At 67.7% G+C, this 19894-nt stretch carries 11 protein-coding genes; 3 read left to right on the plus strand and 8 right to left on the minus strand.

The features are described from left to right. Positions 1–19 precede the first annotated feature (19 nt). Positions 20–3508, minus strand: a complete 3489-nt coding sequence (locus tag ABZ192_RS31480; protein ID WP_356927879.1) for a DNRLRE domain-containing protein — start codon at positions 3506–3508, stop codon at positions 20–22. Between the two features lie 570 nt (positions 3509–4078). On the opposite strand from ABZ192_RS31480, the gene ABZ192_RS31485 reads away from it, so the two are divergent. Together ABZ192_RS31485 and ABZ192_RS31490 are read left to right on the plus strand one after the other, a co-directional pair. After that, positions 4079–11281: a polymorphic toxin-type HINT domain-containing protein gene (locus ABZ192_RS31485; protein WP_356927939.1), complete on the plus strand. Its 7203-nt coding sequence runs from the start codon at positions 4079–4081 to the stop codon at positions 11279–11281. Between the two features lie 95 nt (positions 11282–11376). Further along, complete coding sequence (locus ABZ192_RS31490; protein ID WP_356927880.1) at positions 11377–11838, plus strand: hypothetical protein; 462 nt, start codon at positions 11377–11379, stop codon at positions 11836–11838. A 351-nt stretch (positions 11839–12189) separates the two neighbouring features. Here the strand turns inward: ABZ192_RS31490 and ABZ192_RS31495 are convergent, their stop codons facing one another. The 7 genes from ABZ192_RS31495 to ABZ192_RS31525 all read right to left on the minus strand — a co-directional run bounded on the left by ABZ192_RS31495 (position 12190) and on the right by ABZ192_RS31525 (position 17931). Further along, on the minus strand, positions 12190–12963 hold the full coding sequence (locus tag ABZ192_RS31495) for a hypothetical protein (RefSeq protein WP_356927881.1): 774 nt from the start codon (positions 12961–12963) through the stop codon (positions 12190–12192). Between the two features lie 86 nt (positions 12964–13049). After that, positions 13050–13670, minus strand: coding sequence for a Uma2 family endonuclease (locus tag ABZ192_RS31500; RefSeq protein ID WP_356927882.1), 621 nt, complete (start codon positions 13668–13670; stop codon positions 13050–13052). A 151-nt stretch (positions 13671–13821) separates the two neighbouring features. Beyond that, the gene (locus ABZ192_RS31505; protein ID WP_020273766.1) at positions 13822–14601 is read right to left on the minus strand and encodes a succinate dehydrogenase iron-sulfur subunit; all 780 of its coding nucleotides are present in this window, start codon (positions 14599–14601) and stop codon (positions 13822–13824) included. Then, the gene (sdhA, locus tag ABZ192_RS31510) at positions 14601–16355 is read right to left on the minus strand and encodes a succinate dehydrogenase flavoprotein subunit (RefSeq protein ID WP_356927883.1); all 1755 of its coding nucleotides are present in this window, start codon (positions 16353–16355) and stop codon (positions 14601–14603) included. The genes ABZ192_RS31505 and sdhA overlap by 1 nt, the downstream gene beginning before the upstream one ends. A 19-nt stretch (positions 16356–16374) precedes the next feature. Further along, a complete protein-coding gene (locus ABZ192_RS31515) occupies positions 16375–16857 on the minus strand; it encodes a succinate dehydrogenase hydrophobic membrane anchor subunit (RefSeq protein ID WP_020273764.1) in 483 nt (160 codons plus the stop codon). A gap of 5 nt (positions 16858–16862) precedes the next feature. Further along, positions 16863–17243 (minus strand): succinate dehydrogenase, cytochrome b556 subunit, encoded by a 381-nt coding sequence (gene sdhC, locus ABZ192_RS31520; RefSeq protein WP_010047075.1) that lies wholly within the window; start codon positions 17241–17243, stop codon positions 16863–16865. A gap of 193 nt (positions 17244–17436) precedes the next feature. Further along, complete coding sequence (locus ABZ192_RS31525) at positions 17437–17931, minus strand: 2-oxo-4-hydroxy-4-carboxy-5-ureidoimidazoline decarboxylase (protein WP_356927884.1); 495 nt, start codon at positions 17929–17931, stop codon at positions 17437–17439. Positions 17932–18230: 299 nt separating this feature from the next. On the opposite strand from ABZ192_RS31525, the gene ABZ192_RS31530 reads away from it, so the two are divergent. Continuing rightward, complete coding sequence (locus ABZ192_RS31530) at positions 18231–19826, plus strand: glycoside hydrolase family 20 protein (protein WP_356927940.1); 1596 nt, start codon at positions 18231–18233, stop codon at positions 19824–19826. Positions 19827–19894 lie beyond the last annotated feature (68 nt).

Consider the following 19894-nt stretch of genomic DNA (forward strand, 5'->3'; position numbering starts at 1 on the left):
GCCACACACCCCAGAGACATCACCCGATGGTGATACGGGTCTTCCAGTAGTCGGCCCGACCGATGATCTCCGTACCCGAGCCGCTCAGAACGGTCTTGCCGCCCGGGTGAAAGCGCACGGACCCGTCGGCGAGGACGGCCCAGATATCGGGGACGGTGTCCCCGTCGGCGCTCGGCGTGCCCATCAGATGAGGCTTGCCGCTGCTCGACCAGCCGGAGGCACCGTACTCGTTGTCCTCTCCACCCGACGAGTTAGCCGCCGTCGCCAGCGAGCCGAGAGCGACCCCGCCGCCGGAAGCGGCGATGCCCTTGCGAAGCCACAGCTTCCCCGAGACGTCGGACCGGTAGACGAGGTCGGTCACCCCGTCACCCGAGACGTCCTGGGCGACGACGAGGTCGCGCACCTTCCAGGCGGAGGCGTTGAGGAGCACGGCCTGGTCCACCGTCGCGCCGTGATAGCCGGTCAAGGCCCAGAGTTCGTCGTCGGTTCCGGCGGAGTTCCGCGCCGTGACGAAGAAGTCGGCGCGGCCGTCGCCGGTGGCATCTCCCGCACTGAGGATCTGGGTGAAGTCCGCCGGATCGGGAGACCCTTCCGGCAGCAGGATCTCCTGCCGTTTGTCGATGTTGACGGAGCCGTAGCCGTCTCCGGGGTACACCCAGAGCCTACCTCCGAGACGGACGACGAGGTCCTGAAGGCCGTCACCACCGTAGATGTCACCGTTGTGGGTGATCAGGGCTCCCTTGAAGTGCCCTGACGGCGCGGCGACGTACGGAGGCAGGTCGTCGCCGTTGGGATCCTTGTCGGGGTTGGACCGATAGGCGCCGGCCATCGAGTAGTCCAGGTCGCCGGTGCCCTTGGTGAGATCGTCCTTGTCGGCCTGGGAGGGGTACATGGCCAGGTTGCCGCCCTCGGTGACGACCATGAGGTCGGGCAGCTTGTCGCCGGTGAAGTCACCGGGGCTGTCGGCCTGGTCCCGTGGCGTGACGTAGAAGAAGTACTTCGTGGGATCCGAGGGGTTGCCCGCGCCGTCCACGGTACGGACGTAGAGCACGTTGGGCCCTGCGGTCGGTGGCTTGGCCCCGGTGAGGGAGGCGCTCACGCTCGTGGCCGTGCCGCTCGTGCGGCTGATGCCGCCGATGTAGGTGGCCGAGTTGAAGCCGTACTCGTAGCGCACGACGTCGCTGTTCAGGGCGCGCACGGTGAACGACCCCGGCGTGCCGAACTTCTTGGCCGACCAGTTGGCGTCCTCGGCGTCGTTGCCGAAGCCGTTCTGGTTGCCGTCGGCGTTGGGGAAGTCGGTGGAACTGACCACGGGCGGCCGGGGAGCAGAGGTGTCCAGGACGAACCGGCAGGGTGTCTTGACCGGGTAGTACGACGATGTCGTCCCGGCATCGTCGATCGCCCGAACCCGCCAGGAGTACGTGGTGCCGTTCTTGAGCTTGCTCGTGGAAAAGCCCTTCGTCGTCCTCAGCGCGGTGCCGGTGTCGCCGCCGACGGAGACCTTGCCGGTCGAGTCGAGCAGGTCGCCGGCGGAGTCCCACTGCCCGGTCGGCCAGAGGTCGAAGTCGAGATGGTCCAGGTTCTTGTCCTTGTCCGTGCCCTTGGCGGTGAAGGTCAGGTCACCGGAGCCCATGCGCACGTACGGCTTGGTGGTGGTGCACTTGCCGTCCGGGCCGAGGTCCAGCGAGTTGGACACGATCGAAGGCCGGCGGTTGTAGACCAGTTCGAGGACGGGGGCGTGATCACCGTTGGCCCGGAACTTCTTCCACGCGTACTGGGAGTTCTCGTCGCGGGCACGCAGACCGAAGGTGATGGTGTCGCTCCCCTTGTCGGCTGCCTTCTGCGCGCCCTTCTTCACGTCGAACGTCTCATAGGCGTCCCGGCAGCCGGACTTGTAGCCGTGCGCGAAGCTCTTGCTGGCCAGCTTGTTGCCGTCGTGGAGTTTGGGAGCGTTCTTCCAGTTGGTGTGGGAGTCGACCTCGCCGGTGAGATGCACGCTCATCGAACGCGCGTTGCAGGACCAGGAGTAGGTCTCCAGCAGGCGAAGCTTGGCGCGGGTGATCTTCGTACCCTTCAGATCCTTGTCGAAGGAGATGTTGAAGAAGGACCGCGAAGTGCCCCAGGTGTCGGACTCGAAGCCGACGCGGGCCTCATGGGTGCCGCCCTTGTTGAAGCCCTTGCCGTTGTAGAACGTGGCGTTGGGGTGGCGGTTGTAGGCGGTCGTCCAGTTCTGGGTGTGCTTCTTCACGGACGGGTCGATGAACACCGGGTATGTGGTGGCCGGGTCGTCGAGGAAGTCCTTGTCCGGTGTGAGCATCCACTGCCCTGCGGACAGGTCGGCTTCGACGAGTTCACCCCGTGAGTCGGGAGAAGGACCCTCCAGGGAGGGCAGACCGAGCGTCGCGGCGGCACCGGACTGCGACGACGCCGGAGTCGGCTCCGCCGGCGCCGAGGGCAGCGGTGACTCCGATGGTTCGGGGGCGGATCCGTCGCTCGCCGAGGGCAGCACCTCGACGTCCGTGTCGCTCTGCTCATCGGACTCGACAGCTTCTTCTTCGACGGTCGGGGTCGGGCTGTCGTCGGGAAGGGCTCCGGAGTCCGTCGGGTCGGGGGATTCGGGCTCGGTCGGCTGGGCTGTCGCACCGACGCCGCCGTCGGTGACTGCCGGCTGCCCACTGCTGTCCCACATCAGAGGGGTGGGCGACATCGCGACCTCTTCGTCATCGGCGTTCTCGGCGCTGATGATCCCCGTGACCGGGTCGAGGCGGAAGGTGAGCTCGGCGGAGTGAAGGCCGTACACCAACTGCTGGACGTGCGGGTCGGAGGACGCCTGACGGTTCTTCAGGACCACGAGCTGGCCGAAGCCGTCGTCGTCGGCGGTGAGCACGAGGTCGCCGCCGGGGAAGATCTCCGGGTACAGCGCGCGGTTGCCGTCGATGATCGGTGCCGGGACCGGGCCGGGCCAGGTGAGCTGGATCTTGTACTCGCTGTTGGCGCCGACATAGAGCGTGACCAGTGGATTCTCGGTGGCGTCCGCAGCAGCCTGCCGCACCAGGGACACGCGTCGCACCGTGGAGCGGGAGGCGCGTCGCTCCCCTTGCTCCCCGGATCCGGGCGAGAACACCATGCGGGTGTTGGTGGCCTTCGGCTCCCACCCGGTTCCCGTGCGGCGCAGGCCGGCATCGATCTTCTTCCACTCGCCGCCCACCTTGGCGCGGACGGGCGAGGAGTGAAGCTGCTTGGCCATCCGGCCGTCCGGGCGGGCCCACGTCGTGGAACGGGCGGTGCGCGCGGCCGTCACCTCGACGGGCTCCCCGGTCCGCGCCGCCTGCTTGAAGGCGGCGCCTTCGGTCACGGTGCTTGTACCCGTCTCCTGGTCGCGGCTGCCCTGCGTGGGGCCGCCGTCGAGCCGCAGTCCGGCGTACACGATGCCGGTGGTGGCCACTGCGGTGGCGAGCAGCGCCGCACCGCCTCGACGGCCGGGCCTGCGGCGCCAGTTGCGCGTCATCGGGCGGGTTCCCCTTCCCCCTAGTCCCCCTCGGAACCGGCGCGTGGCAGGGCGCGGCCGGGCCAGCCGATGATGACCTATGAGGGATCTGTCGTCACCCTGTGGAGATTTCGGGGGTGCGGGATGAGAGGCGCGGCGCTCTCGTCCGTACACAGGGGATGAGCGGCCTCCGGTGCGGTGAACGCACAGCGGTGGGCTGTCGGCGATGAGAGTGAAGCATTGCAAATCGGCTGTTTTCTCAGGGTTCTTGATGGCTATTGAGCCTGCTCATGTCGAAGATGCGCAAAGCGCGGGTTGTCTGCCGTGAAGCGCTTTCCGGACTTCCTCCCTCTTCGTCGCACAACAGTCCATTACGTTCCGTGATTATGATCACGGCGGCAGGTTACCCCTGGCTTTCCTTCACGGAGTAATCACAGAATCTCCGCCGTCTGATACGTCATCACGCGTGGTCCGTAGCCGGTCCCGCTTCCAGTGGTTCGGGGGGACCTCGCCGTGTTCGGCCGACTCTCGCATGCCCGCAAGCCTCGTCTGGCGCGTACCGCCGTGCCGGTAACGGCTGCCGCACTGCTGATGGGGCTGTTGCCCGCGCCCGCGCTGGCCCTGCCGCCGGATCCGGCGAAGGAGGAAGTCGGACGCGAATCGCTGACCCTGGAGGAACTCGAGCGTGACGAGCCGGTTCCCGGCCAGGTGTTCAGCCGACACCTCAGCACGCTGAAGGCAGACATTCCCAAGGATCTGCTCGCCGCCCCGACCGGCACGATCAATCCACCCTCCAACCAGACGGGCTCCGTCACCTTCGGCTCGAGCACGACGCCCGCCTCGGCCCGTACCGCCGCCACCACAGCCGAACCAGCGGCATTGAGCCCGGTGGGAACTCTGCCCGTCAGCCTCGGCCAGGCCCCCGATCAGCCGACGCCGACCGGTACATGGCAGGTCACCATCCCGGACCGCTCCTCCTCGGTCGCCCAGGGAGTCGAGGGCGGCCTGCTGCTGGTTCAGGGGCCCGACAGCGGCTCGGTACCCGTATCCGTCAAGCTCGACTACGCCGCGTTCAAGAATCTCTACGGCGCGGACTGGGCCTCCCGACTGCGCTTCGTCGTCTTCCCCGACTGCTACTGGACGACGCCGGACGACGAGGCATGCCAGACGTACGAGGAACTGGAGACGGCCAACGACACGGCGGCCAAGTCCCTGACGGCCACCGTGGATCCGGCGGCCGACGGCACGGTCACACCTGCTGTCGCCTCCTCGTCCACGGCCGGCTCGTCCGGCGTGATGCAGGCGTCCTATCGACGGTCCTCCGCGGCGACTCCCGCGGCCGCCACGGCAAGCACGGCGGTCGTCGGCGTGGTCGACTCCGGCAACAGCGGCGGCGGCACCTTCAAGGCGACGCCGCTCGCCTCTGACGGAAAGTGGGAGGCCGGCGGCTCCTCCGGAGCCTTCACGTGGTCCTACCCATTGACCGTCCCGAAGTCGCCGGCCGGCCCCGCGCCCGAGATCTCCTTCAACTACAGCTCCCAGACCGTGGACGGGCGCACGGCCGTCTCCTCACCGCAGGCATCCTGGATCGGTGAGGGCTGGTCCTATAACCCCGGCCACATCGAGCGTCGCTACCGCTCCTGCCAGGACGACCGAAAGACGCTGAAGGCCGGCTCCCCGAACAACGCCGCCAAGAAGGACAAGACGCCCGACCTGTGCTGGGTGTCGTACAACGCGGTGATGTCGCTCGGCGGCCGGACCACCGAACTGGTGCGGGACGCGGGCTCCGGCAGCGACCCGGAGCAGAGCACGGAGATCTACCGCCCCCAACAGGACGACGGCACCAGGGTCGAACACCGCGTCGGCGGCGGCAACGACGACAACAACGGCGAGTACTGGGTCGTCACCACGGCCGACGGCACCAAGTACTACTACGGACTGAACAGCGTCGGCGGAGGCCACACCGACACCAACTCGGTCTCCGCCGTGCCGGTCTTCGGCAACCACCCCGGAGAGCCGTGCCACGCCGACACCTTCGCTGACTCGCGCTGCGGCTCCGGCAAGCAGCAGGCCTGGCGCTGGGGCCTGGACAAGGTCGTCGACGTCAACGGCAACACCATGATCGTCAACTGGAAGCAGGAGACGAACCACTACGCCGTCCGCAAGAAGTTCAAGTCGCCCGAACAGTACGATCGTTACGCCTACCCCGCATCGATCGAGTACGGCCTGCGCCCGGACACCCTGACCACGCCGGCCGCCGCCGTCACCTTCGGCGTGAAGCAGCGGTGCCTGAGGTCCGAATCGGCCTGTGACCCGGCCAACTTCGCCAAGACCGACGATCCCGGCGCCTACCGGCCCTGGTGGGACACGCCCGGCAACCTCAACTGCAAGTCCACCTCCAAGCTGTGCCCGGCCTTCCCCTCCTTCTGGACGCAGCTGCGCCTGGACACGGTGACCACGAGGGCCGCTCGCCCGGGCCAGACCGGCCTCGGCAAGGTGGACACGTACACCCTGCACCAGTCCTTCCCAGAGGACTGGTACGACACCTCCCCGGGCCTCTGGCTCAACTCGATCACCCGCACCGGCTACGGCCCCGGCGACACGACCGGCACCCTTCAGTCGAAGGACGGCATCAGCTTCGCCCCTTACACGGTCGGCGCCTCGTCCCCGCTGCGCGGCCGGCTCAAGGACCGCCAGCTGCCCAACCTGGTGCTCACGGGCAGGAACGACCAGCGTCCCGTCTTCACCCGCCCCCGCATCGGCACCGTATCCACCGAGTACGGCGGTGACATCGAGGTCGAGTACACCGGCGGGTGCGCGAGCGAGCCCTCGGAGGACAAGGGCAAGAACAACGGCACCTGCTATCCGGTGCGCTGGTCACCCGACGGGGACGAGAAGACCCCGGCGAAGTCCTGGTTCAACAAGTACGTCGTCGCGTCCGTGACCGAGACCGACAAGGTCACTTCGCACGGCAAACCGACCGTCACGATGTACACGTACTCGGGTGCGGCGTGGGCCAAGAGCGACGACGAGTTCACGCGCCCCGCGCTGCGGACGTACAGCGACTGGCGGGGGCACCGCCAGGTCAAGGTCAAGAAGGGCAGCAAGACCAGCTCCGAACCCGGTGTGCCGCAATCCCAGTCCCAGTCGGTGACGCGCTACTTCCTGGGCACCGGCGGCGAGGTCAAGGACTCCGGCGGCGCCTACACCCTGCTGGCGGACGACGAGCCGCAGTACGCGGGCATGACCGCCGAGACCATCACCTACGTGGACTCGGGCGGCGAGGTGCTCAACCGCACCCTGAACCGCCCCTGGTCGAAGCAGACGGCGTCCCGCTCCCGTGAGAACGAGGACGCGACAGCCGCCGACCCACTGCTCGCCCACCGCACGGGTATCGAACGGACGGACGAGATCCAGAAGGTCGGCTCGAGCTGGCGGGCCGTCCGTACTCTCACCACTTCCGACGACACCTACGGTCTCCCGGTCCAGGTGGAGACGGCCGTGGTCAAGCCGAGCGGCTCCTCCGAGACACTCTCGGACCAGACCTGCACCAAGACGTCCTACCTGCACAACACCACCGCTTGGCTCATCGGCCTGCCCAAGGAACAGCGCACCACGGGCACGTCATGCGCCGGATACGCCACCGCTGATCCCGCGACCAAGCTCACATCGGCGAAGCAGTTCACCTACGACAAGCTGACCCACGGTGCGACGCCGACGAAGGGCATGGTCACATCGGTTGCCGAGACGGACGGCACGGGCACCTCGTACTCCGTGGTCACCGAGACCACGTACGACGCACTCGGCCGCGTCCGCACCGTCGCCAAGCCGGGTGCCGGCACCTCGGAGACGCGATACACGCCCGAGACAGGTGGCCCGGTCACCTCGACCAAGACGATCAACGCCAAGGGCCACACCGTCACCACGACCTACGACCCGGGCCGGGGCTTGCCGCTCACGGTCACCGACGCCAACGGACGCGTGACACGCACGGAGTACGACGACCTCGGGCGCCTGGTGAAGGGCTGGTCCGCGTCGCGTTCCTCGGGCGGCAAGTCGCCGAGCGTCATCGTCGGTTACCAGCCGGCCACCGCCACCACCAGCGCGAACAAGCCCGCCGCGGTGTCGGTCAGCACCCTCAGGGACGACGGTTCCTACACCCGCGACGTGACCCTCTACGACGGCTTGTCGCGCGAGGTCCAGAAGCAGGTCGAGGCCCACGGCCCAGGCCGGATCATCGTGGACACCAAGTACAACGACCACGGCCTGGTCGCCGAGAAGACCGGCGCCTACCTCGCCAAGGGCGAACCGGACACGGAACTCTTCAGGCCCAGGTCCACCTCGCTGATCCCGTCCTGGACCCAGTACCGCTACGACGGCCTCGAACGCGAGGCTCGCGCTTCCGTCTACCACGGCGGCGGATACAAGTACGCGACGTTCACCTGGTACGACGCGGTCAGCAAGACGGTTAACCCGCCGGGCTCCACGGCCCCGAGGACCCGCACGTACTTCGACGCCCTCGGCCGGACCACGTCCGTCCGGCACTTCACCCAGGACGCCTCCTCCGCGACCGCGGGACGCACCACCACGTACGAATACGACGCCCGGGGCAACCGCCACAAGGTCACCGACCCGGCGGGCAATGTCTGGTCGTACACCTACGACGCCCGCGGACGCGTCACCTCCGCCACCGATCCCGACACCGGAACCACGGACACGTGGTACGACTCGGCCGACCGCCCGAACCGCGTCCGCAGCGCGCGCGGCCAGGAGACCTTCACCGAGTACGACGTCCTCGGACGGCCCAGGTACGTCCGGCAGGGGTCCGCAAGCGCCACTCCCGTCAAGGAGTACACCTACGACGAGGCGCCCGGAGGCATCGGTCAACCGGCGTCGTCGAAGAGGCACACCGACAAGGGCGACTACATCAACCGCGTCACCGGTTACGACCCCGAGTACCGCGTCACCGGCCGCGAGACGGTCATCCCGGCCAACTCCATGACGACCGGTCTGGCCGGAACCTACGCCTACTCCTACACCCACACACCGACGGGCAAGCCCCAGTCGGTCACCTTGCCGGCCGCAGGCGGCCTGGCGAAGGAGAAGGTCGTCACACGCTACAACGGGGACGGCCTGCCCGAGTCGACCTCCGGCCGGACCTGGTACACGGCCGACGCCACCTACTCGCCCTACGGCGAGGTGCTGCGCACGGTCTCCGGCTCCCAGCCGCACCGCGTCTGGACGACCAACTTCGTGGATCCGCACACCGGCCGACTCCAACGCACGGTGGCGGACCGGGAGACGGCGGGTCCGCACCGCATCACGGACGGCTACTACTCCTACGACGCCACGGGCACCATCACCTCCAACGCCCGCAAGCTCAGCGAGGCGACGGGCAGCACCTGGGACACCCAGTGCTTCACGTACGACGTGATGGGGGAACTGGCCCACGCCTGGACGTCGAAGATCGAGCCGACCGGTGGGGCCACGGGCTGCAAGGCGGCGAACGGCACGACCTGGGGCCCCCGCACCACGTACGCGTTCTCGTCCGGCCCGGTCGCCGACGCCCCGGACGCGGCAGCGGACGCGACGACCCCGGACGACTCCCTCGCCTCCTCGCTCGCGGCGGCGGCCCCGGACACCAGCACACTGGCCACGGGCACGACGGCCTACCACCAGTCGTTCACGTTCGACTGGCTCGGAAACCGCGCCACGCTCACGGAGCACGACCCGGCGGACGCGACGAAGGACGTCACCTACTCGTACGGCTACGGCAAGACGGTCGCAGGAACCGGCACAACGACGTACCAGTCCCAACCCCACACCATGACGTGGATCAGCTCCACGCCATCGGGCAAGGGCAGCGGCTACACCTACGACGCCACGGGCAACACCACGGTCCGGGACCTCCCCGGCACCACTCAGGACCTGGCCTGGACACCGGAGAACAAGCTCGACTCGATCACGGACGACGGCAAAAAGACGACGTACGTCTACGACGCCGAGGGCAACCGCCTGCTGGAGAACTCGGCTTCGGGGTCGACGCTGTACCTGGGCGAGACGGAACTGACGACGGACGCGTCCGGCGCGATCACCCGCGCGTCCCGCTCCTACGGCCATCCGGGCGCCCCCACGGTGGTCCGCACGGCGGCCAACGGCTCGTCCACCGGCCACAAGATCACCACCCTGATCAGCGATCACCTCGGAACGGCGAACACCTCGGTCGAACTCGCGACCGGTCAGCCGGTCACCCGTCGTGCGTTCAAGCCGTACGGCGAGTCCCGCGGCACGAAGCCGGCCACCTGGCCCAACAAACGCGGCTACTTGGGCGTCGGCATCGACGACACGGCCACGGGTCTGACCCACATCGGCGCCCGCGAATACGACCACACGTCGGGCCGCTTCCTCTCCGCAGACCCGATCATCGACATCACGGACCCGCTCCAGATGAACGGGTACGCCTACGCCAACAACAGCCCGGTCTCGCATTCCGACCCAACGGGCTTGTGGATCGATGACGGAACGGGCCACAGCGAACCGCGCCGCGATGGCGGTCCGACGGGCCCGCAGAACCCGAACGGTCCCGGTGTGCCCCGGGGTGGAACCGGCCCGGGTGGCTGTTACTACAGCTGTAAGGCGAAGCCCGGCTGGGTGGAGACACAGACCCCGGTCACGAACAATGCCCAGCGGCTGAGGGACCTCTTCTACGAGTACGGACCGAACGGCCGCTTTCCGGACGGAACCTACTGGCAGACGCCCATTGTCGAGGAAAACGGCACGAACAACGTTTGCTTTGGGCGGGAGGGGTGCCGCCGGGCGTACGTCTTCTTGATGAAGAGCGACGATGTCGCAGAGGCCAAGCGCATAGCCGCCAACTACTGCCTTGAGAACTTCGACAGATGCCTGGACGACGCCGAATCCTATGACCGGGGAAAGCGGTGGGAAACTCTCCCGTACGCCTTCATCCCCGGAGGCGGAAGGGCCGGTAAGGGCGCGGCCAGTGGCTGTAAATGCTTCCTGGCCGGCACCGACGTCCTCATGGCGGACGGCACCACCAAGGACATCGAAGACGTCGAAGTCGGCGACATGGTCCAGGCCACCGATCCCGAAACCGGCGAGGCCGGTCCCCGGAAGGTGACCCGGCTCATCCGGACCGAGGACGACAAGCACTTCAACGAACTGTCCATAGCTACCGAAGACGGCGTCGAGGACCTCACAGCCACCCACGAGCACCCGTTCTGGTCCCCCTCCGAGCGCGACTGGATCGAGGCGGGCGACCTCAAGCCGGGCATGACCCTGCTGACCGACGACGGCGACACCGTCATCGTCACGGGCAACCGGCCGTTCACGAAGCACGCGCGGACGTACAACCTCACGGTCGACGACCTGCATACGTACTATGTGCTGGCAGGGGCCGCGCCGGTCCTCGTTCACAACTCCAATTGCTCCAGTAATGCCAAGATTCTGGGTGAGAACCTGGAGGCGTCCGGGGTCACTCGACCTGCAGAGACTGCCGCGCATCACATCGTGGCCAGTACCTCTCCGAAGGCTGCGGCGGCCCGGCAGCAACTCGCTAAGTTCGGAATTGATATCAACGATGCGAGTAACGGTGTTTTCCTGCCGCGCGGGTCGGCGTCGGTGAACCCGACGGGTGCATCGGTGCATTCGCGCATTCACACGAATGAGTACTATGCCTACGTCAATGACTTGATGGGTGGTGCCAGAAGTGCCAGTGAAGCCCGAGATGTGCTGGCGCATATACAAAGGCAGCTACAAGGCGGGCACTGGCCGTAGTCGAGTGTGTAGCCTTGCCGTGGTGCGGTCCCGCCCCCTGCGGCCGCGCGACGGCAAGGTGATGGGGATCCTGAAGCGAGTGAGGGAGACAGGTGATGGGGCGACCGATCGGCTCTGCACTGAGCGTGGTGCAAGACATTCTTGACCAGGTAGGATCGAGTCGAGAGTTCCCGACTGTCGAGTCGGTTTGGGCGACTGTCCGCAGCTTCGAGCGGATTGGGTTCGACGTTCCCGTCGGCACAGACTCCGACGCCTTCCTCTTTCAATACGGTGAAGTGAACTGGTTCACTGAGCCTACATTCACGGTTGGCTTTGTACGTCAACTGGAAATTGTGGATGCCGAAGGAGAGCACGAAGGGTACTCGCAGGTTCAGCTTGAGTACAGATATCGAATCGATACCGACCTGCGGTCTCTTCAAAGTCACAACTCCTGGTGGTTCCGTGAGGGTGGCGACTCATTCGATGAGTGGATTCAAGCGGTGGAACGAGATCCAGTTTGGGAGATTGTTCGCGACAAGGCACCTGTGAACTTCAACGTCTCGCAGGAGCTATCTTAAATTCCATCATTAAGCTGCCGCGACTGGTGCTGGATGCCGATCAGCACCGGCAGGTCGCGCACCATGTCCGTGTACTGCGCCTGACGGCGCTGCTCCAGAGCCCGCTGGACATCTGTCCCAACGCCTCACGAATCGGCTGGATCAGCGCGTCCATCCGATCCCGGCGCAGTTCGTCGGCATACGGCTGCCCCAGCAACTCGGACGTGGACGCCCAGCGCGCGTGCACACGCCGCGACTAGAGCCGGAGACGCAGGCTTTGCCCGCGCTCGACCTTTTTTGCAGGGTGGCAGAAGATGAAGCGGACGGATCTGCACCCATGCCTGAACGCAAGGCCGAATCCTCGCGGGCCTCTCAAGCCGCGCACCCCCCGATCCTCCGCGTGCTCAGCGCGATGTCGTCCAGCCGGACGTCGTACGAGGAGGGGTTCGGGTCGGCCTGGTACAGCTGCCAGCCCAGCTTGAGTTTGTCGAACGCCGGGAAGACGAACGGGTCCGGCGTACCGCCGTGTTGGTCGGTGGAGACGGTCAGGTCGGGCTGGGGCACGCCGTCGAAGTAGACCGTGACGCGGTTGTCGGTGGCGTCCAGGTGGAACTCGACGCACTGCCACTTCCCGGCCGTCGCCGGCGCGGAGGTCTTCCAGGCGGTCCAGTCCCCGGTCGGTCCGAGGTCGGAGCCGACGCCGTAGAAGTCGTGCTTCTCGGTGGGCACGTACTGGCCGCCGAGCGGGCGGACCAGGGTCGGGGAGTCCGGGCCGGAGGCCTCCGCCAGGGTCCAGTGCGCCCAGTCGGGGGCGGTCGGGAACGCGTCCACCCTCAGCCGCATCCGGGCCCAGAAGCTGTTGCCGGGCGGGGCGAGGTGCGGGAATACCAGGAAGGCGCGGCCGTTGCCCTCGGTGCGGATGCGGAGTTCATGGCCGTGGCCGGTGGTGGCGGGGGTGACGGTCAGCGTGCCGTCGGAGGCGTCCGAGGTCCAGCCGCGGCCTTCGGTGACCGGGCCGAGGGGGAGGCGGTCGAAGCTCTCCCGCGCGAGGACCGGAGAGGCGGTTGCAGAGGCTGTGGGGGATACCGGGAGTAGCACGGAGGCCGTGGCCAGGAGCGCGACGGCGGCCCTTCTGAGGTATGCCATGCGGGCAGTCTGGCCACGACAGTCACACCCGTGACAGGCACCGAGCCTTAAGTGGCCGGACAAGTTCCGTTTCTGTCCGGATCGGGTCACCCGACCTTTTTCGCTTGGCCTGCTTTGAGGATCTCCGCGACGTCCAACGTGACCTTGGCGCCGATGGAGTCGGGAAGGGCGACGATCTCGCCGGGGGCGTGGGGTCGGTGGTTCTCGTACCCGTTCCCGGCGGGGTCGGTGAGGACGTGAAGGCGCTGGTGCTTGCGGTCGACGATGACGTAGACGGGCACCTTGGCCTCGGCGTAGGCGGCGACCTTGGTCTTGAGGTCGTCCTTCCAGTTGCCGGAGGTGACCTCCAGGACGAGACGGAAGCAGGCCGGGTCGTACGCGTTGTTCTCGACGAAGTGGTCGTCGATGTCGGCGTCCACCACCACGAGGTCGGGGATGGCGTAGTCTTCGGCGCCGGTGGGCAGCCAGAGCCCGACGTTCTGGAGGACCTCGGTCTCATCATCGTCCAGTCCCGCCGCGATGAACGGGCGCATGAGCTTGGTCAGAGCACGGGCATGGGGAGCATCCGGGGACGGGGTCACGAGGAGATGGCCTCCGATGATCTCGACGCGGTAGCCCGGATGGCGCTCCATGATCTCGTCGGCGATGGTCGTCAGGGTGACCGGCTCTTCCTCGTGGAAGGGCTGCTCGACGGAAGCTGCGGACATCAGGTGCCTCCTGGGGACTGGTGTCGAGACCATCATCGTAGGACGGACGACACGCGTGGGACCTTCGCAGCCGCGTTCACCCTTTGGTGTGGCATATGCCAGAGGGCCCTGCCTCCAGCGGAAACAGGGCCCTCATGAGCAAGAGACAGTCTCAGTACCGGCGCGTGATCAGCGCCCGCTTCACCTCGGCGATCGCCTTCGTGACCTCGATGCCGCGCGGGCAGGCGTCCGTGCAGTTGAAGGTCGTGCGGCAGCGCCAGACGCCGTCGCGGTCGTTGAGGATCTCCAGGCGCTGCTCGCCCGCCTCGTCACGCGAGTCGAAGATGAAGCGGTGCGCGTTGACGATGGCGGCCGGGCCGAAGTACTGGCCGTCGTTCCAGAAGACCGGGCACGACGTGGTACAGGCCGCGCAGAGGATGCACTTCGTCGTGTCGTCGAAGCGCTCGCGGTCCTCGGCCGTCTGCAGACGCTCGCGCGTGGGCTCGTTCGTGTCCTTCGTGATGAGGAAGGGCATGACGTCCCGGTACGCCTGGAAGAACGGCTCCATGTCCACGACCAGGTCCTTCAGGACCGTCAGGCCCTTGATGGCCTCGACCGTGATCGGCTTCTCGGGGTTGATGTCCTTGATCAGCGTCTTGCAGGCGAGGCGGTTCTTGCCGTTGATCCGCATCGCGTCCGAGCCGCAGATGCCGTGGGCGCAGGAACGGCGGAACGTGAGGGTGCCGTCGAGGTCCCACTTGATCTTGTGGAGGGCGTCGAGGACGCGCTCCTTCGGGTCGATCTCCAGCTGGAAGTCTTCCCAGCTGGCCTCCGCCGCGACCTCCGGGTTGAACCGGCGGATGCGGAAGGTGACCGTGATGTAGGGGGAGTCGGCGAAGCCGGGCTCGGGCTTTCCGGCCGCGTCCGACTTGTCCAGAACGGGGGTAGCCATCAGTACTTACGCTCCATCGGCTGGTAGCGGGTCTGCACGACCGGCTTGTAGTCGAGACGGACGGTTTCGGAGCCGTCGGCGCCGACCTCGCGGTACGCCATGGTGTGCCGCATGAAGTTGACGTCGTCGCGGTTGGGGTAGTCCTCGCGGTAGTGACCGCCGCGGGACTCCTTGCGGGCGAGCGCGGAGACCGCCATGACCTCGGCGAGGTCGAGCAGGTTGCCCAGCTCGATGGCCTCCAGCAGGTCCGTGTTGAACCGCTTGCCCTTGTCCTGGATGGACACGTTCTTGTAGCGCTCGCGCAGCTCCGCGATCTTCTCGACCGCCGTCTTGATCGTCTGCTCGGTGCGGAACACCATGACGTTGGCGTCCATGGTCTCCTGCAGCTCCTTGCGCAGCGTCGTCACGCGCTCGGTGCCGGTGGAGTCGCGCAGCATCTCCACCTGCTTGAGCACGAACTCGGCCGGGTTCTCCGGCAGCTCGACGAAGTCCGCCGTCCGGGAGTACTCGGCCGCGGCGATGCCGGCCCGCTTGCCGAAGACGTTGATGTCCAGGAGCGAGTTCGTGCCGAGGCGGTTCGCGCCGTGCACCGACACGCAGGCGACCTCGCCGGCCGCGTACAGGCCCGGGACGACCGTGGTGTTGTCCGCCAGAACCTCACCCTCGACGTTCGTCGGGATGCCGCCCATCGCGTAGTGGGCCGTGGGCTGGATCGGGATCGGGTCCGTGTACGGCTCGATGCCGAGGTACGTACGGGCGAACTCCGTGATGTCGGGCAGCTTGGCGTCCAGCTGCTCCGGCGGGAGGTGGGTGAGGTCCAGGTAGACGTGGTCGCCCTCGGGGCCGCAGCCGCGGCCCTCGCGGATCTCCGTGTAGATGGAGCGCGAGACGACGTCACGCGAGGCGAGGTCCTTCATGACCGGCGCGTACTTCTCCATGAAGCGCTCGCCGTCCTTGTTGCGGAGGATGCCGCCCTCACCGCGGGCACCCTCCGTCAGCAGGATGCCCATGCGCCAGATGCCGGTCGGGTGGAACTGGAAGAACTCCATGTCCTCCAGCGGGATGCCCCGGCGGTAGACCGCCGCCTGGCCGTCACCCGTCAGCGTGTGCGCGTTCGACGTCACCTTGAAGAACTTGCCGCAGCCGCCGGAGGCGTAGATCACGGCCTTCGCCTGGAAGATGTGGATCTCGCCGGTGGCCAGCTCGTACGCCACCACACCGGCCGAGCGCTTGACGCCGTCGACCTCGGTGATCAGCTGGTCCAGGACGTAGAACTCGTTGAAGAACTCCACGCCCTCCTTGACGCAGTTCTGGTACAGCGTCTGGAGGATCATGTGGCCGGTGCGGTCGGCCGCGTAGCAGGAGCGCCGGACCGGGGCCTCGCCGTGGTTGCGGCTGTGACCGCCGAAGCGGCGCTGGTCGATGGTGCCGTTCGGCGTGCGGTTGAACGGCAGACCCATCTTCTCCAGGTCGAGGACGGAGTCGATGGCCTCCTTCGCCAGGATCTCGGCGGCGTCCTGGTCGACCAGGTAGTCACCGCCCTTGACCGTGTCGAAGGTGTGCCACTCCCAGTTGTCCTCCTCCACGTTGGCCAGCGCGGCGGCCATGCCGCCCTGCGCGGCGCCCGTGTGGGAGCGGGTGGGGTAGAGCTTGGTGAGCACGGCGGTGCGGCTGCGCTTCGTCGACTCGATGGCGGCGCGCATACCGGCGCCACCGGCGCCGACGATGACGGTGTCGTACTTGTGGATCTTCATGATTCTCGCAGCCCCGTGCCTAGCGGATGTTCGGGTCGAAGGTGAAGATCACCAGCGTGCCCAGCAGGATGGTGAACACCGTGGCGGTGTAGAGCAGGCCCTTGAGCCACAGCCGGGTGTTCGCGCGCTCCGCGTAGTCGTTGATGACCGTGCGCAGGCCGTTGGCGCCGTGCAGCATCGCGAGCCACAGCATCAGCAGGTCCCAGACCTGCCAGAAGGGGCTCGCCCAGCGGCCCGCCACGAAGGCGAAGCCGATCTTGGAGACACCGCCGTCCAGCACCAGCTGGATCAGCAGGTGGCCGAGGACCAGCACGACCAGCACCACGCCCGACAGGCGCATGAACAGCCACGCGGCCAGCTCGAAGTTGCCGCGGGTGGACTTGGGGGTCTTCTTGGTGCGCTTGCGCGGGGCCTCGATGAAGGGCGCCGGGTTGTCGACGGTGTAGACGGCGCCACCCTCGACGGGGCCGACGCCGGCGGCGGTCTTCTCAGACGTGGACATTGGCGTCAGCTCCCGAACAGTTCACGAGCGGCGTGGCCGAGGACGGGGTAGATCGCCCCGAGCATCAGCACGACCCACAGGGCGACGACGGTCCAGAGCATCTGCTTCTGGTAGCGGGCGCCCTTGATCCAGAAGTCGACGGCGATGACGCGCAGGCCGTTGAGCGCGTGGAAGAGGATGGCGGCGACGAGGCCGTACTCCAGCAGCGCGACGATCGGCGTCTTGTACGTGGCCACGACGTTGTCGTAGGCCTCGGGCGACACACGGACGAGTGCGGTGTCCAGCACGTGAACGAACAGGAAGAAGAAGATGAGGACGCCGGTGACTCGGTGAGCCACCCAGGACCACATTCCTTCCCGGCCGCGGTACAGCGTTCCAGCCGGCACGGAAGTTTCCTCCGGGAGCGGGGATTGGGGCCGCGCCGGCTTGGTGTGTCGGTCGGGCCCGGCCGGGTACGGTCCACCGGCCCCCAGCATCGTAGCGAGGCGCTGCCGCTGGGCTGAGCCGGGGTCTGGCTGTGTGATCAAACTGGCATGCGTACGGGCTAGCTTTCGGCTGCTTCTGAGGTGGGGTGTCCTGTTATCTGCCGGGTGCGGCGCCGTCGTGGCCGGTCGCGCAGTTCCCCGCGCCCCTAAGGGTGTCTACCAGCCGTTGCCTTGCCATGCGGCGGAGTTCGTCCGCCACCACCGTCCGCTCTTCCTCCGGATCGTTGGTCAATCGTGACCGGATTCCTTCGAGGATGTGGTCCAGGCATTCACCCCTGGGTACCCCCTCCAGGCAAATGACGAACACATGTCCGAAGCGGGCCTCGTAGGCGGCGTGGGCCGCGCTGAGGGCCGTGTGGGCCGCGGAGTACGTGCCGGGCGGGAGGGCCGGCAGGGACTCGGCCGCCAGGGCCTCGGTCAGGTCGGGCCAGGTCAGGTCGTAGGCCGCCTCGTCCGCGGCGGCGAGCAGGGAGTCCAGGTCCGGATAGGGGCGGTGTTCCGCGACGCGCCGGGACCAGCGGGGGCTGCGCAGGCAGGAGAGGAGCGTCTGCTCCAGGGCCTCGGCCGAGGCCGCGTTGAAGTGCTCCACCGGTATGGCGAGTCGGCCGGGGAGGTCTGGGAGACGGTGCGCAGGCAGCGTGGGTCCTCGTGGGAGTCACGTGTGTCGGCAGGGCATGTTGTGAGAGATGTGACGTCACGCTATCGAGTGCGACCACGACGTGTCCGACGGATGCCCGAATTTCACCCGGGAGAGAGAGATTCCGAACGCGTGGTGGACGGGCGTGAGGAGGCAGGGGGTCTTAGGTTGGCGATGTGAGTCAGCACAGGCGCCGAGGTTCGGCGAAGCAGACGAAGCAGGGCAAGCAGCGGCAGGTGCTGGTCGTGGTCATGGCCGTCGCCCTGGTCGTGATCGCGGCCGGGGTGAGTCTGGGGCTCTGGGTGGCCTCGGGCGGCGACGGCGGGACCGGCGGGCCGGAGGCCAGATCATCCCAGGGCCGGTCCGCGGCCGCCCCGCAGGGCACCTCGCCGGAGGACACCCCGAGTCCGAGCCGCTCCTACGCCCTGTCCGAGGCGCCGCGGACGATCCCCGCCGTGCGCGAGCACACCGCGGCGCGCGGCCCGGGCTGGCGCCCCGCGAGCGGGAACCGCGTCGTCGTGGACGACCCGGCGCTGGCCGACGAGGGCCGGCTGATCGCCGGTGAGCTCGGCCTGAAGTACGAGGGCGAGAAGGGCGACCGACGCGCCGGGGACCTGCGGCTGACGCTGAACGAGGACAAGGGCGCGAACCCGGAGTCGTACGTCATGACCGTGCGCGACGGGCGGGTGGAGATCGACGGGCCCGCCGACGCGGGCGTCTTCTACGGCACCCGGACCCTCAAGCAGGAGGTGCACGACGGCGGTACCGCGCCCGAGGGCGTGGTGCGGGACGAGCCGGCCAAGCCGGAGCGCGGGTTCATGCTGGACATCGCGCGCAAGAACTACACGGCCGGCTGGATCGAGGACCGGATCCGCGAACTGGGCGATCTGAAGTTCAACCAGCTCGGGCTGCACTTCTCCGACGACCAGGGGTTCCGGATCGAGTCCGACTCGCACCCGGAGATCGTGTCCCGGCAGCATCTGACCAAGGCGCAGGTGCGCAAGATCGTCGACCTCGCGAAGAGCCGGCACATCACCGTCGTGCCCGAGATCGACTCGCCCGGGCACCTCGGCGCGGTCCTCGACGCCCACCCCGACCTGCAGCTGCGCACCGCGCAGGGGTCGCCGGTGCAGGGGGCCATCGACATCTCCAAGAGCGAGAGCGCCCAGATCGTCGACGACCTGCTGAACGAGTACGCGGAGCTGTTCCCGGGCGGGCCGTGGCACCTCGGCGGCGACGAGTACCAGGCGCTGGTGCGCTCCGACCCCGAGGCGTCGTTCCCACAGCTGGCCGCAGCCGCGCGGGAGAAGTACGGCTCCGGTGCGACGGTCGCCGACCTCACCACCGGCTGGCTCAACGACCGGGCCGCCACCGTCCGCAAGCACCAGCGCGTCCCGCGCGCCTGGAACGACGGCTTCTTCGCGGACACCTCCGTCGACGCCGACAAGGACATCCAGGTCGGCTACTGGACCGGCAAGGAGATCGGGGCGCGGCCGCCGGCGGTGTACCTGGGCGAGGGCCGGAAGGTGATCAACTACAACGACGAGTTCCTGTACTACGTGCTCGGCCAGCCGCAGACCTTCGTCTACCCGACGGGGCAGCGGATCTACGAGCAGTGGACGCCGCGGGTGCTGCGCGGCACGCAGGCCGTGCCGGAGCGCTACGACGGACAGATCCTCGGCGGGGTCTTCGCCGTCTGGGGCGACATCCCGAACGCGCAGACGCAGGACCAGGTGGCGGCCGGGATCCGGATGCCGCTGCGGGCGACCGTCCAGAAGCTGTGGGACCCGGGCCGGCCCGAGCTGTCCTGGGCGGAGTTCCGGGCGCTTGCGGACAGGCTCGGCTGACCGCACACGAATTGGCCCGTACGGCTGCGAACTGCCGTACGGGTGTGGTGGTCTTCTGACGCGAGCCG

It is taken from the genome of Streptomyces sp. NPDC006235, from assembly GCF_040613735.1.
Lineage (GTDB): Bacteria > Actinomycetota > Actinomycetes > Streptomycetales > Streptomycetaceae > Streptomyces.